Annotated in this window: 13 protein-coding genes; 10 read left to right on the top strand and 3 right to left on the bottom strand. The window is 59.4% G+C overall.

Annotated features, from left to right (window positions below):
• Positions 1 to 107 precede the first annotated feature (107 nt).
• Complete coding sequence (argA, locus tag BBG20_RS08800) at positions 108 to 1406, top strand: amino-acid N-acetyltransferase (RefSeq protein ID WP_065902312.1); 1299 nt, start codon at positions 108 to 110, stop codon at positions 1404 to 1406.
• 40 nt (positions 1407 to 1446) lie between these two features.
• Here the strand turns inward: argA and tauA are convergent, their stop codons facing one another.
• The gene (gene tauA, locus BBG20_RS08795; protein ID WP_065902310.1) at positions 1447 to 2433 is read right to left on the bottom strand and encodes a taurine ABC transporter substrate-binding protein; all 987 of its coding nucleotides are present in this window, start codon (positions 2431 to 2433) and stop codon (positions 1447 to 1449) included.
• Positions 2434 to 2803: 370 nt separating this feature from the next.
• Here tauA and BBG20_RS08790 point away from each other — a divergent pair, with 370 nt between their 5' ends.
• The 8 genes from BBG20_RS08790 (at position 2804) to BBG20_RS08755 (ending at position 10143) form a co-directional block, all read left to right on the top strand.
• Positions 2804 to 4165: an OprD family porin gene (locus tag BBG20_RS08790; RefSeq protein WP_065902308.1), complete on the top strand. Its 1362-nt coding sequence runs from the start codon at positions 2804 to 2806 to the stop codon at positions 4163 to 4165.
• Between the two features lie 291 nt (positions 4166 to 4456).
• Positions 4457 to 5095: a peroxiredoxin gene (locus tag BBG20_RS08785; RefSeq protein ID WP_003213910.1), complete on the top strand. Its 639-nt coding sequence runs from the start codon at positions 4457 to 4459 to the stop codon at positions 5093 to 5095.
• A 292-nt stretch (positions 5096 to 5387) separates the two neighbouring features.
• Positions 5388 to 5981: an NADPH-dependent FMN reductase gene (ssuE, locus tag BBG20_RS08780; RefSeq protein ID WP_015886424.1), complete on the top strand. Its 594-nt coding sequence runs from the start codon at positions 5388 to 5390 to the stop codon at positions 5979 to 5981.
• A 97-nt stretch (positions 5982 to 6078) separates the two neighbouring features.
• Entirely contained in the window at positions 6079 to 7047 is a 969-nt protein-coding gene (locus BBG20_RS08775) for a sulfonate ABC transporter substrate-binding protein (RefSeq protein WP_065902306.1), read from the top strand.
• A gap of 25 nt (positions 7048 to 7072) precedes the next feature.
• Entirely contained in the window at positions 7073 to 8221 is a 1149-nt protein-coding gene (gene ssuD, locus BBG20_RS08770; protein WP_065902304.1) for an FMNH2-dependent alkanesulfonate monooxygenase, read from the top strand.
• A 9-nt stretch (positions 8222 to 8230) separates the two neighbouring features.
• A complete protein-coding gene (gene ssuC, locus BBG20_RS08765; RefSeq protein ID WP_065902302.1) occupies positions 8231 to 9019 on the top strand; it encodes an aliphatic sulfonate ABC transporter permease SsuC in 789 nt (262 codons plus the stop codon).
• Complete coding sequence (ssuB, locus tag BBG20_RS08760; RefSeq protein WP_065902300.1) at positions 9016 to 9822, top strand: aliphatic sulfonates ABC transporter ATP-binding protein; 807 nt, start codon at positions 9016 to 9018, stop codon at positions 9820 to 9822. The genes ssuC and ssuB overlap by 4 nt, the downstream gene beginning before the upstream one ends.
• A 105-nt stretch (positions 9823 to 9927) precedes the next feature.
• A complete protein-coding gene (locus tag BBG20_RS08755) occupies positions 9928 to 10143 on the top strand; it encodes a TOBE domain-containing protein (protein WP_003213899.1) in 216 nt (71 codons plus the stop codon).
• Positions 10144 to 10269: 126 nt separating this feature from the next.
• Here the strand turns inward: BBG20_RS08755 and BBG20_RS08750 are convergent, their stop codons facing one another.
• Both BBG20_RS08750 and BBG20_RS08745 read right to left on the bottom strand, forming a co-directional pair.
• Complete coding sequence (locus BBG20_RS08750; protein WP_065902298.1) at positions 10270 to 10899, bottom strand: TetR/AcrR family transcriptional regulator; 630 nt, start codon at positions 10897 to 10899, stop codon at positions 10270 to 10272.
• 351 nt (positions 10900 to 11250) lie between these two features.
• On the bottom strand, positions 11251 to 12627 hold the full coding sequence (locus tag BBG20_RS08745) for a glutamine synthetase family protein (protein WP_003213894.1): 1377 nt from the start codon (positions 12625 to 12627) through the stop codon (positions 11251 to 11253).
• A 609-nt stretch (positions 12628 to 13236) separates the two neighbouring features.
• Here BBG20_RS08745 and BBG20_RS08740 point away from each other — a divergent pair.
• Positions 13237 to 14595: a glutamine synthetase family protein gene (locus BBG20_RS08740; protein WP_065902296.1), complete on the top strand. Its 1359-nt coding sequence runs from the start codon at positions 13237 to 13239 to the stop codon at positions 14593 to 14595.
• The last annotated feature ends 15 nt before the right edge of the window (positions 14596 to 14610 follow it).

The following is a 14610-nucleotide window of genomic DNA, read 5'->3' as shown; positions in this document are numbered from 1 at the left end:
GGAGAGCGAGCGTGTCGCCAAGCCTGTTCCGACGATAACCATCAGCCCGCTGTGCGTTTTCACGATTCATCCTTTTTCGGCTGCTTTTTATTACAGGCCCAGGTTTTATGCCCGAATACGTCAATTGGCTTCGTCACGCTTCGCCCTACATCAATGCTCACCGGGACTGCACCTTCGTGGTCATGCTGCCTGGCGACGGTGTGGAACATCCGAACTTCGGCAATATCGTCCACGACCTTGTGCTGCTGCACAGCCTCGGCGTGCGCCTGGTGCTGGTGCACGGTTCGCGCCCACAGATCGAAGCGCGCCTTGAGGCGCGCGGCCTGACCCCGGCTTACCACGAAGGCCTGCGCATCACCGATGCCGCAACCCTGGAGTGTGTGATCGACGCGGTCGGCCACCTGCGCATCGCCATCGAAGCGCGCCTTTCCATGGACATGGCCTCGTCGCCGATGCAGGGCTCGCGCCTGCGGGTGGCCAGCGGCAACCTGGTGACCGCACGACCTATCGGCGTGCTCGAAGGCGTTGATTACCACCACACAGGCGAAGTGCGCCGCGTCGACCGCAAGGGTATCAATCGCCTGCTGGACGAGCGTTCCATCGTGTTGCTGTCGCCGCTGGGCTATTCGCCGACGGGTGAGATCTTCAACCTGGCCTGCGAAGACGTCGCCACTCGCGCCGCCATCGACCTGGGAGCCGACAAGCTGTTGCTGTTCGGCGCCGACCTCGGCCTGATCGATGAAAATGGTCGCCTGGTCCGCGAGCTGCGTCCGCAGCAAGTGCCGGCGCACCTGCAACGCCTGGGCAGCAACTACCAGGCCGAGCTGTTGGATGCCGCCGCCGAGGCTTGCCGTGGCGGCGTCGGGCGCAGCCATATCGTCAGTTACGCCGAAGACGGCGCGCTGCTCACCGAACTGTTCACCCGGGACGGCGGCGGTACGCTGGTGGCCCAGGAACAATTCGAGCTGGTCCGTGAGGCGGCGATTGAAGACGTCGGTGGCTTGCTGGACCTGATCAGCCCGCTGGAAGAACAGGGCATCCTGGTGCGTCGTTCGCGCGAAGTGCTGGAGCGTGAGATCGAGCAATTCAGTGTGGTCGAGCGCGAAGGCATGATCATCGCCTGTGCGGCGCTGTATCAGATCGCGGATTCGGACGCAGGTGAGCTGGCGTGTCTGGCGGTGAACCCGGAATACCGCCACGGCGGGCGCGGTGATGAGCTGCTCGAACGCATCGAAACTCGTGCGCGGGCCCAGGGTTTGAAGACCTTGTTCGTGCTTACCACGCGTACCGCCCACTGGTTCCGCGAGCGGGGCTTTGTGCCGAGCAGTGTTGATCGCCTGCCGTCGGCACGGGCGTCGCTGTACAACTACCAGCGTAATTCGAAGATCTTCGAAAAGGCGCTGTAACCCCCATTCTGCAGGAGCCGGCAAGCCGGCTCCTGCAGGGTCAGGGCTTGATGAATTGGTCGGTCACAAAGGCCGAATAGTCCGGCAGCACCGTCTCGACCTTGCCTTGTTCCTTCAAGAACTTCGCCGTCTCTCCAATCGCCTTCGCCGTGCCGCCTTTGAGCAGTGCGTCGGTCTGCTGCGCCTTGGCGTCCGGGAAGGTGGTACCGGCCAACAGCTCTGGAATGTCGGCGGCGTTTGATCCTGTCAGTTTGGCGATTTTCTGTACCGGCTCGGAGTCCACTGTCCAGGCATCTTTATGGGCGGCGTAGTCAGCGAAAGAGTCCAGCGTGACCTTGGCAAACCTGGCCACTACGTCAGGATGTTTTTGCGCAAAATCCTTGCGTGCTACCCACACCTCAAACGTCGGTGCGCCCCACTGACCCACCTGGGCCGCGTCTGTCAGGGTCTTGCCGGTCTTGCGGATCTCTCCGAGCGCAGGTGACCAGACAAAAGCGCCGTCGATATCACCCCGTTTCCACGCGGCGGCAATTTCGGCGGGTTGCAGGTTCACCACTTTGACTTTCCGGGTGTCCAGCCCCCAATGCTTCAATGCACCGAGCAGGCTGTAATGAGAGGTGGAGACAAAGGGCGTGGCGATGGTCTTGCCGACCAGGTCTTCGGGTTTGTCGATGCCGCTGCCGTTGCGCACCACCAATGCTTCAGAAGTATTGATCTGCGCCGATACGATAAACGCGACGATCGGTAGATTGCGCGATGCAGCTGCGGCGAGGGGGCTGGAACCGAGGTTGCCGATTTGCACATCACCCGAGGCGATCGCGGTGACGACTTCCGGCCCGCTGTTGAATCGGCGCCAGGCAATTTTCTCGCCAATGGCCTTTTCATAGAGGCCATCGGCCTGTGGGACTTTGCTGGGATCGATACCCGTTTGGTAGCCGACGGTTAAATCGGCGGCTTTGACACCAAAAGAAAGTATTAGTGACACAAAAACTGTAACAAATTGACGGGAGGATGTGCCTTTGGCCATGATGGCGTCGCCTTTTTGATCGTGGGTGACGTATGAAACGGTACGGCCACACTAATCGATCTAAAAAAGCGCTAACAAATACCCTTTGGGAATTAGCTTATGGAGCGGCTCGTCTATGCTGACCCGTTCGCGCCATGGAAAGTCTTATTCCCGAATCGTATGAAAAAGAATGAAACAATTCTTTTTGGGTGTATGAAAAACTCATTACCCTGCAGGGACCAAATTAACTGCGATTAGACGAAGGTAGTAGACACACAAGGTTACGATTGACTTGGTAGTCACTATCTGGCGCTAATCGCGCATCTGTGGATCGAGGGCGTCAGACCCGAGACCAAAGAAATACAAAAATTAGAAATGAGAGGAGCGGTACATGAAGAAGTCAACATTGGCGTTGGCCGTGGCTGTAGCTGCGATTGCCCAACAGGCAAACTCCGCCGGTTTCATCGAAGATAGCAAGGCAACACTGGGGCTGCGTAACTTCTACATCAACACCGATAACCGTGATGGCCACCGTGGCACCTCTAACTCGGCGAGCAAAAACGCCGAATGGGGCCAAGGCTTCGACCTGCGTTTCATCTCGGGTTACACCCAAGGTACTGTTCAGTTCGGTGTTGACGCGATCGGCCTTTATGGCGTACGCCTCGATTCCAGCCGTGCAGAACACGGTAACTACACTGGCTCCGCTTCCGGCGGCACCGTGTTCCCAAGCGATGGCAACAAAGCCGTCAACGATTACGCCAGCCTGGGCGTAACCGGTAAGGTCAAGATCTCCCAAACCGAACTGAAGCTGGGCACCCTGCAGCCTAAGCTGCCAGTGATCGTGACCAACGACGGTCGTCTGCTGCCGCAAACCTTCCAAGGTGGCCAGATCACCACCAACGACATCAAGGATTTGACTCTGGTTGCCGGTCAGATCGAAAAGGCCAAGGGTCGTAACTCCACCAACAACGAAAGTCTGTCGCTTGCCGGTGCTAATACCCGTGGCGTTACCTTCCGCGACAGCAACAAGTTTTACTACGCTGGTGGTGATTACAAACTCACCAAGGACCTGACTGCACAGTACTACTACGGCAACCTGGAAGATTTCTATAAGCAGCACTTCCTCGGTCTGACTCACAACTGGTCGATCGGTCCAGGCGTACTGAAATCCGATTTGCGCTATTTCAATAGCTCTGATGACGGTGCAAACGGTCACGATTCTGCTTATTACACCACTGGTAACTACAACGGCTTCCGTGCTGGTAAAGGCAAGGTTGATAACAACCTGTACAGCGGCCTTTTCCTGTACACCGTGGCAGGTCACACCTTTGGTGGCGGCTATCAGGTGAGCAACGGCAGCAGCGACTTCCCTTGGTTGAACCAGGGTGACGGTTCGTCGGCGTATATCACCACCGATATGCAGATCCAGAAGTTTGCACGTGCCGGTGAGCGTACCTGGCAAGCTCGTTACGCCTACGACTTCGCCAAGGTTGGCGTACCTGGTCTGACTGCGGGCGTTGTGTACCTTAAAGGTAGCGACATCGACACCATCGCCAACACTACTGCCCGCGCTGAAACCACCGGCCAGTCCGAGTGGGAACGCGACATCACCGTTGCCTACGTGATTCCAGAAGGCCCGTTGAAAAACCTCGGCTTCGCCTGGAAAAACGCTATGTGGCGTACCGACCTGGCGAGCACCCGCTCCCAGGACGAAAACCGCCTGATCGTCAGCTACTCGCTGCCACTGTTCTAGTAGCGTGAAGCTGTAGTAAGACTGTAAACCTTGCCCGGCGCTACGCCGGGCAAGGTGTCTTGCGTTTCAAGTCGGGCCAAACCCCCGCAGGCCCTTCCTGAACCCCTCTTTTTACAGCGTCTCAAGGCCTTCTCGAACCTTGAAGCGGATGTTGCTCCTCGCCCGTTGCGGCGTCCAATGAACAGATTTTTAATATTCCTTTATCGTCTAGATAAATCGATATTTATTCTTTTTAAATAATCGTCAATCCATGCACAGTGGGCTCCATAAGCACTCACCAGGAGCCACACCATGAGCCTAAGACTGGGCGATATCGCCCCCGACTTCGAACAGGATTCCAGCGCCGGCAAGATTCGTTTCCACGAATGGCTGGGCGATAGCTGGGGTGTGTTGTTTTCCCACCCGGCGGACTTCACCCCGGTGTGCACCACCGAGCTGGGCTTCACTGCCAAGCTCAAGGACGAGTTCGCCAAGCGCGGTGTCAAGGCCATCGCGCTGTCCGTAGACCCGGTGGACTCGCACCACAAGTGGATCGAAGACATCAACGAAACCCAGAACACCATCGTCAACTTCCCGATCCTGGCGGATGCCGATCGCAAGGTGTCGGACCTTTATGACCTGATCCACCCGAACGCCAGTGACACCCTCACCGTGCGCTCCCTGTTCGTGATCGATCCGAACAAAAAGATTCGCCTGACCATCACCTACCCGGCCAGCACCGGCCGCAACTTCCACGAAATCCTGCGGGTCATCGACTCGTTGCAGCTGACCGACAACCACAAGGTCGCCACCCCCGCCAACTGGCAGGACGGTGATGAAGTGGTGATCGTGCCTTCGCTCAAGGACGAGGAAGAAATCAAGAAGCGCTTTCCGAAGGGTTACCGGGCGGTGAAGCCGTATCTGCGCCTTACCCCTCAGCCTAATCGTTAAGGCTGATCCCGCCATCGCCGGCGAGCCGGTTCCTGCAGGTGATCGCATTCCATTTGTAGGAGCTGGCTTGCCGGCGATAGCGATAGTTCCGACGACTCACATAGCAAGGGTTTTCAGGCCGTTTCGACGGCCTTTTTTTTCGCCTGGGATTTGATAGCTCTCATATGCATTTAAAGAATAAACACATGAAAAAATAAGATTTAAAGATATATAAATCTGCTGATAAGGTCTGTTCCATCTTGGCGCCATCGTCACACAGCGAACCGCCGACACCTGCTCAAGGAATTCCTGCATGTTGGTCGTAACACTTGGAGGCAGTCCCAGCCAGCGTTCCCGCTCCGGGGTCTTGCTGGATAAAACCCGTCAGTGGTTGCAAGACAAAGGGGTGGAAGTGGTGAGTTACCAGATACGGGACTTCCCGGCTGAAGACTTGCTGCACGCGCGCTTCGACAGTCCCAAGGTCATTGACCTGTTGCAGCAGGTGGCCAACGCCGATGGCCTGGTGATCGCCACGCCGGTGTACAAGGCGTCGTTCTCGGGCGCGCTGAAGACCGTGCTCGACCTGCTGCCCGAACGCGCCCTGGCTCACAAGATTGTGTTGCCGATGGCTACCGGCGGCAGCATCGCCCACATGCTGGCGGTGGATTACGCCTTGAAGCCGGTTTTGTCGGCCCTCAAGGCGCAGGAATTGCTTCACGGCATCTTTGCCGAAGACAGCCAGATCGCCTATGGCGAAGGCAGTGCCCAGGCGCAACTGGTGCCTGTGCTCGAACACCGTTTGCACGAGGCCCTGGAGACGCTGTACGGCGCCATGGCCCGTCGCCCGAAACCGCTTGACCCCCATGTGTTGAATGAACGTTTGTTGAGTGCTCGCTGGAGCATCTGAGCCTCAGCCAGCCATTTAGAAGTACTCACCTTACTCAGCCGCCAACGGCCAAGCAGGTGCAGCCAACCCCCTAATCGCACTATTTGGAGAGAGCGCCATGCGCACTGTCATCTTGCGTCGTGGTCTGGTCGCACTGTTTGCTGCGGCTGTGTCCTTCGGCGCCATGGTTCAAGCCCAGGCTGCCGAAACCTTGCGTATCGGTTACCAGAAATACGGCACCCTGGTGCTGCTCAAGGCCAAGGGCACCCTGGAAAAACGCCTGGCCGCCGAGGGCGTGCAGGTGCAGTGGACCGAGTTTCCCGGCGGCCCGCAATTGCTCGAAGGCCTGAACGTCGGCTCGATCGACTTTGGCGTCACGGGCGAAACCCCGCCGGTATTCGCCCAGGCGGCCGGTGCCGATCTGGTCTACGTGGCCTATGAGCCTCCAGCGCCGACCAGTGAAGCGATCCTGGTGCCGAAAGATTCGACGATCAAATCGGTGGCCGAGCTCAAGGGCAAGAAAATCGTGCTGAACAAAGGCTCCAACGTGCACTACCTGCTGGTGCGTGCGCTGGAAGATGCCGGCCTCAAATACACCGACGTGCAGACCGTCTTCCTGCCGCCCGCCGATGCGCGTGCCGCGTTCGAGCGTGGCAGTGTCGATGCGTGGGTGATCTGGGACCCCTACCAGGCGGCCGCCGAGAAACAGCTGCAAGCGCGCACCCTGCGTGACGGTACCGGCATCGCCGACAACCATCAGTTCTACCTGGCAACCAAGCCCTACGCCGAAAAACACCCTGAAGTGGTCAAGGCGCTGATTGAAGAAGTGCGCGCCGTGGGCGAATGGTCCAAGGCCAACCCGCAGGAAGTCACTGAACAAGTGGCGCCGCTGCTCGGCCTGCCGGCTGACATCACCCTGACCTCGGTGAAACGCCAAGGCTACGGTGCGCATTTCCTGACGCCGGAAGTGGTGGCGGCCCAACAGAAAATCGCCGACAGGTTCTACCAACTCAAATTGATCCCCAAACCCTTGAACATCAAGGACGTGATCTGGACGCCACCTGCCGCTGTGGCCAAAGCGCCGTAATCCGACTTCTTCAGGAGACAACTCCATGAGCCTCAATATTTTCTGGTTCCTGCCTACCCACGGCGACGGCCATTACCTTGGCACCGCCGAAGGCGCTCGCGCCGTTGATCACGGTTATCTGCAGCAAGTGGCCCAGGCGGCGGACCGCCTCGGGTTCGGTGGGGTGCTGATCCCAACCGGTCGCTCCTGCGAAGATTCGTGGCTGGTGGCGGCTTCGCTGATTCCGGTGACCCAGCGTTTGAAATTCCTTGTCGCACTGCGCCCCGGGATCATTTCCCCGACGGTGGCCGCGCGCCAGGCCGCGACCCTGGATCGCCTGTCCGGTGGCCGTGCACTGTTCAACCTGGTGACGGGCGGTGATCCGGAAGAGTTGGCCGGCGACGGTTTGTTCTTGAGCCATGAAGAGCGCTACCAGGCCTCGGTAGAATTCACGCGGATCTGGCGGCGTGTGCTGGAAGGCGAAACCGTCGATTACGACGGCGAGCACATCAGTGTCAAAGGCGCGAAATTGCTCTACCCGCCGATCCAGCAGCCGCGTCCGCCACTGTACTTCGGCGGCTCCTCCGAAGCGGCCCAGGACCTGGCAGCCGAACAAGTGGAAATGGTGCTGACCTGGGGCGAGCCGCCGGCGGCTGTCGCGGAAAAAATCGCGCAGGTGCGGGCCAAGGCCGCGAAACTGGGGCGCACCGTGCGCTTCGGTATTCGCCTGCATGTGATCGTGCGTGAAACCAACGAAGAGGCGTGGAAAGCCGCCGACAAACTGATCTCCCACCTGGACGACGACACCATCGCCCGTGCCCAGGCCTCCCTGGCGCGCTTCGATTCCGTCGGCCAGCAACGCATGGCTGCCTTGCATGGCGGCAACCGCGACAACCTGGAAGTCAGCCCCAACCTGTGGGCTGGCGTCGGCCTGGTACGTGGCGGTGCGGGCACCGCGCTGGTGGGCGATGGCCCCACCGTGGCGGAACGCGTGAAGGAATACGCCGCACTGGGCATCGACACCTTTATCTTCTCCGGTTACCCACACCTGGAAGAGTCGTATCGCGTCGCGGAACTGCTGTTTCCCCACCTGGATATCGAACGTCCCGAGCTGCCGAAAAGCGCCGGTTACGTCAGCCCGTTTGGCGAGATGGTCGCCAACGATATCCTTCCCAAAGCTGCGTCACAGAGTTGAGGCGCCGCCATGAACTTTGAAAAATTGAGCCATCGCGTGGCACCGTGGGTGCTACCGATTCTTTTGCTGGCGGTGTGGCAGTTGTCGGTGTCGGCGGGCTGGTTGTCGACGCGCATTCTGCCGGCGCCGAGCGCGGTGATTGAGGCCGGGATCAACCTGGTCCGCAGCGGCGAAATCTGGACGCACCTGGCCATCAGTGGCTGGCGCGCTGGCCTCGGCTTCGTGATCGGCGGCAGTATCGGCCTGGCCCTGGGCTTTATCACTGGCCTGTCGACGTGGGGCGAACGCCTGCTGGACAGCTCGGTGCAGATGATCCGCAACGTGCCGCACCTGGCGCTGATCCCGCTGGTGATCCTGTGGTTCGGCATCGACGAAACCGCGAAGATTTTCCTGGTCGCCCTCGGCACGCTGTTCCCGATCTACCTGAACACTTATCACGGCATCCGCAACGTCGATCCGGCGCTGGTGGAAATGTCGCGCAGCTATGGTTTGTCCGGCTTCAGCCTGTTCCGTCAAGTGATCCTGCCGGGCGCGTTGCCTTCGATCCTGGTGGGTGTGCGTTTCGCACTGGGCTTTATGTGGCTGACGCTGATCGTGGCGGAAACCATCTCGGCCAGCTCCGGCATCGGTTATCTGGCGATGAATGCCCGCGAATTCCTGCAAACCGACGTGGTGGTCCTGGCCATTGTCATGTACGCCATCCTCGGCAAGCTCGCCGACCTGGCCGCCCGCGGCCTGGAGCGTGTGTGGCTGCGCTGGCACCCGGCTTACCAAGTGAATAAAGGAGGTGCGGCATGACCGCTCAACAACCTCCACGCCTGTTGAAGGGTATCCCGCTGGCGGTGCGCAAATTGCGCAAGGCCTTTGGTGCGCGGGAAGTGCTCAAGGACATCGACCTGCACATTCCGGCCGGCCAGTTCGTGGCCGTGGTCGGCCGCAGCGGCTGCGGTAAAAGTACTTTGCTGCGCTTGCTTGCCGGCCTGGACAAAGCCAGCGGTGGCGAGCTGCTGGCCGGTTCCGCGCCGCTGAGCGAGGCAATTGAGGACACGCGGTTGATGTTCCAGGAAGCGCGCCTGCTGCCGTGGAAAAAGATCATCGACAACGTTGGCCTGGGCCTCAAGGGCAACTGGCGTCCCAAGGCGCTGGAAGCCCTGGAAGCGGTGGGCTTGGCGGAACGTGCCAATGAATGGCCAGCGGCCTTGTCCGGTGGCCAGAAGCAACGCGTGGCCCTGGCCCGTGCGCTGATCCATCAACCGCGCCTGTTGCTGCTGGATGAGCCGCTGGGCGCGCTGGATGCCCTGACCCGTATCGAGATGCAGCAACTGATCGAGAACCTCTGGCAAAAGCACGGTTTCACCGTGTTGCTGGTGACCCACGATGTCAGCGAAGCCGTGGCGATTGCCGACCGGGTAATCCTGATCGAAGACGGTGAAATCGGTCTCGACCTGATCGTGGACCTGCCGCGCCCACGGGTGCGGGGCTCACATCGCCTGGCCGCGCTGGAAGCCGAAGTATTGAACCGTGTGTTGTCGTTGCCCGGCACGCCGCCGGAACCCGAACCTGTTTCACCGCTGCCTACGCAACTGCGTTGGGCGCAATAAAGCAGCGGCAAGCTTTCAGCTTCACGCTGCAAGGGAAAGCAAAGTGCTTTGACTTGCAGCTGGTAGCTAACAACTTGCAGCTATTTCGACCCCAGGAGAAATCGCATGACTATTAAAGCCATCAACGTACGTAACCAATTCAAAGGCACCATCAAGGAAATCGTCGAAGGCGACGTGCTGTCGGAAATCGACGTACAGACCGCCTCCGGCATCGTCACTTCGGTGATCACCACGCGCTCGGTCAAAGAGCTGGAGCTGGTGATCGGCAGCGAAGTGATTGCCTTCGTGAAATCCACCGAGGTGTCGATCGCCAAGTTGTGATTGGCGCCCTCGAAATCGCTATCGCAGGCAAGCCAGCTCCCACATTTAACGGCATTCCAACCTAGGAATGCGGGCAATGCGGGAGCGGGTTTGCTGGCGAAAAGGCCGGCCCCGCCAACGCAATACTTATCGTTTGGGCAGGTAGGGCGGCAGGTAAAGGCCCACATAGGCATCGAACACCCGCATGCCTTCCTCGGCCATGCGCGTAGTGATCTGCCCATGCTGATGCACCGAACGTGCGTACACGCGGTCGCTCAGCTCCAGCGCCAGGGCAAACACATCCACGTCCGTGGGCAGTGTCGGCACCTCGAAGTGGCGATTGAATACTTCGAGCATCAAATCCCCCAACTCCAGATCATGCTGGCGGTCCGCCTGGGTCACTTCGGTCAACCCGTGCTGGGCGAGGATCAGCTGACGTGCTGCCGCGTCGTTGCTGTAGATGGTGAGCATGCGTTGCTCGACGATGCAGGACAGGTCACGCCAGTGCTGGAGTGACTCATGCTCGATGGGCGCCTGGATGGCCGCCCGGAAGGCTGCGTGCACGTCTGCCGTGAGCGCCTCGAGCAGCGCCGGCACACTCGCAAAAAAGTGATACACCGACGACGGTGGAATCTGCGCACGCTCGGCCACGCTGTAGATCGACAGACTCGCCACGCCTTCGGCGGCCAGCAGGGTGCGGGCGGCATCGAGAATCGCGTCGATCCGTGCCTGGCTGCGGGCGCGGGGTTTGCGAGGGGTGGCGGGGCGGGTGGTCATGGATGTCTCCTACAAGGCAGAGCGCATTGTACGCAGAGCTTAAGGATGATCCATACCTGTGAGGCGACTGTGTAGGTGTGGCAAGTGAGCCTGTTGTGGCATGCAGTCATCCAGGTAGCCAGCAACCAAGCAGACAGGCATACCAAGCGAACAGGCACCAAGCAGACAGGGCAGACCAAGCAGACAGACAACCAAGCAGACAGGCACACCCAGTGTGGCGAGCAGGCTTGCCCTGCGTTGGGCTGCGAAGCAGCCCCCTTCAAGCAGAACCCGATGCACCAGGTACACCAAGTTGCCCACTCCAGGACCGCTTCACAGCCCAACGCAGGACAAGCCTGCTCACCACAACCGTCAGACGGTATGCAGGTACCAGTTGTACTCAAGGTCGGAGATGGAGTGTTCGAACTCTTCCAGCTCACTTTCCTTACAGGCGACGAAGATATCGATGTATTTAGGATCGATGTACTTGGCCATCACCTCGCTGTCGTCCAACTCACGCAATGCATCACGCAGGTTGTTCGGCAGGCTTTGTTCGTTCTGCTCGTAGCTGTTGCCTTCCACCGGTGCGCCAGGTTCGATCTTGTTGGTCAGACCGTGGTGCACGCCTGCCAGGACCGAAGCCATCAGCAGGTAAGGGTTGGCGTCGGCGCCGGCCACGCGGTGCTCGATACGTACGGCGTCGGACGAGCCGGTCGGTACGCGAATCGCCACGGTGCGGTTATCCAGGCCCCAGCACGGCGAGTTCGGCACGTAGAACTGTGCGCCGAAACGACGGTAGGAGTTGACGTTGGGGCACAGGAACGCCATTTGGGCGGGCAGGGTCTCGAGCACACCGCCGATCGCGTGACGCAATGCGGCGTTCTGCTCGGGATCCTCGCTGGCAAAGATATTCTTGCCGTCCTTGTCCAGGATCGAAATGTGTACGTGCAAACCGTTACCTGCCTGGCCTGGGTAAGGCTTGGCCATGAAGGTGGTGTCCATCTCATGGTCGTAGGCGATGTTCTTGATCAGGCGCTTGAGCAGTACCGCGTAGTCGCAGGCCTTGATCGGGTCGGCCACGTGGTGCAGGTTCACTTCGAACTGTGCCGGGGCACTTTCCTTGACGATGGCGTCGGCCGGGATGCCTTGCTCTTTTGCACCTTCCAGGATGTCCTGGAGGCAGTCGACGTATTCGTCGAGGTCGTCGATCAGGTAGACCTGTGTCGAGTGCGGGCGTTTGCCGGAGATCGGCGAGCGGGGCGGTTGTGGGCGGCCGTTCACGTTCTCCTGGTCGATCAGGTAGAACTCGAGTTCGAAGGCGGCGCAGATGGTCAGACCGAGGTCGTCAAATTTGCTTACAACTTGGCGGAGCACTTCGCGCGGATCGGCGAAGAAAGGTTCACCTTCAAGTTCGTGCATGGTCATCAGCAGTTGCGCGGTAGGGCGCTTTTGCCAGGGTTCATTGCACAGGGTGTCGGGGATCGGATAACAGATTCGGTCAGCATCACCGATGTCCAGGCCCAGGCCGGTGCTTTCCACCGTAGAGCCGTTGATATCCAGGGCAAATAAAGAGGCAGGCAGGTTAATGCCCTTCTCGTAAACCTTGTGGAGGCTGGTGCGTTCGATGCGCTTGCCGCGCACCACACCATTCATATCCGCAATTAGAAGGTCTACGTACAGAACCTCAGGATGATCCTTAAGGAACGCGTTCGCTTCGTTAAGCTGAACGGCACGCGGGGGTACCGACATGATGCAACACCTTTGTTGTTAAAAATATCAATCATTGATCTTTTCTGGTTTCAGTCAACCCGAACGGCATGCCGAAGTCAAGCGAGGCCTTTTTTGCCCTAAAAAAGCGCCGCGAAGGCTTTTTTGGGGCTTTTTGGGGCGGTTTTTTGGGTTTGAAGGGCTTGGGACTCGCAGGCTTGAGCGGGCCGTGTTGTATTTTTTACGGGGGTGTTGTGTAAAAAAATGAACAAGGCTAAGCTCGATTCAAACCCATAACAGCAATAATACCGGGGTGCTTCATGTGTTTCCTGCCGCCACTTGGCGTCTCGGCCTGCTCCACGCAGGCGTTGTCATCCGTTCATTCATCCTGTGTGAACGCCCGCGCCCCGGCCAATATTCTTGACGCCTGGGCGGACCTCTTCTTTGCCCCTTTGCTGCCCTCGAATTTGCCTGTGAATGGTGCCTGCGCCAGGTGCTGCTCATGATTCTGCACGACTTTGGCTTGAGGAATGCAACGCTGCAGCAAATGGCAGGTAAGCTCCTACCCTGAACGAAGAGACGACGCGGATGCTGCGTCAACCAACGCCTGACCTTTTAATGGATGTCAGGAAACCCAGCCCAGAGGCATTTATGAGTAACAACCTCGACCAGCTCACCGATTGGTTGAAAGACCACAAGATCACAGAAGTCGAATGCATGATTGGCGACCTGACGGGGATCACCCGGGGCAAGATCTCGCCGACCAACAAGTTCATCGCCGAAAAAGGCATGCGCCTGCCCGAGAGCGTTCTGTTGCAGACCGTGACCGGCGACTATGTCGAAGACGACATCTATTACGAATTGCTCGACCCGGCCGACATCGACATGATCTGCCGCCCCGACCAGAACGCGGTGTTCCTGGTGCCCTGGGCCATCGAGCCCACCGCCCAGGTGATCCACGATACCTACGACAAGCAAGGCAACCCGATCGAGCTGTCGCCGCGCAACGTGCTCAAGAAAGTCCTCAAGCTCTACGCCGACCGCGGCTGGCAGCCCATCGTGGCGCCGGAGATGGAGTTCTACCTGACCAAGCGCTGCGAAGACCCGGACTTCCCGCTGCAACCGCCGATCGGCCGTTCCGGTCGCCCGGAGACCGGTCGCCAATCCTTCTCTATAGAAGCGGCGAACGAATTCGACCCCTTGTTCGAAGACGTCTACGACTGGTGCGAGCTGCAGGAGCTGGACCTCGACACGCTGATCCACGAGGACGGCACCGCGCAGATGGAAATCAACTTCCGTCACGGCGATGCGCTGTCCCTGGCCGACCAGATCCTGGTGTTCAAGCGCACCATGCGCGAAGCCGCGCTCAAGCACGACGTGGCCGCCACCTTCATGGCCAAGCCGATGACCGGCGAGCCCGGCAGCGCGATGCACCTGCACCAGAGCATCATCGACATCGCCACCGGCAAGAACGTCTTCTCCAATGAAGACGGGACCATGAGCCAGCTGTTCCTCAACCACATTGGCGGCCTGCAGAAATTCATCCCTGAGTTGCTGCCGCTGTTCGCTCCCAACGTGAACTCGTTCCGTCGCTTCCTGCCGGACACCTCGGCGCCGGTAAACGTGGAGTGGGGCGAAGAAAACCGCACCGTCGGCCTGCGTGTGCCGGATGCCGGACCGCAGAACCGCCGCGTGGAAAACCGCCTGCCGGGCGCCGACGCCAACCCGTACCTGGCGATTGCCGCCAGCCTGCTGTGCGGCTACATCGGCATGGTCGAAGGCCATAACCCGAGTGCGCCGGTGGTGGGCCGTGGTTACGAGCGCCGCAACCTGCGCCTGCCGTTGACCATCGAAGACGCCCTGGAACGCATGGAAAACAGCAAGACCATCGAGAAATACCTGGGTCAAAAATTCATCACAGGCTACGTCGCGGTCAAGCGGGCCGAACATGAAAACTTCAAGCGCGTGATCAGTTCGTGGGAGCGGGAATTCCTGCTCTTCGCCGTCTGATGCGCCGGGCGCGCC

It is taken from the genome of Pseudomonas aylmerensis, assembly GCF_001702265.1.
Classification (GTDB): Bacteria; Pseudomonadota; Gammaproteobacteria; order Pseudomonadales; family Pseudomonadaceae; genus Aquipseudomonas; species Aquipseudomonas aylmerensis.
The sequence above is the reverse complement of the archived record's forward strand: the minus strand, read 5'-3'. Positions and strand labels throughout refer to the sequence as shown.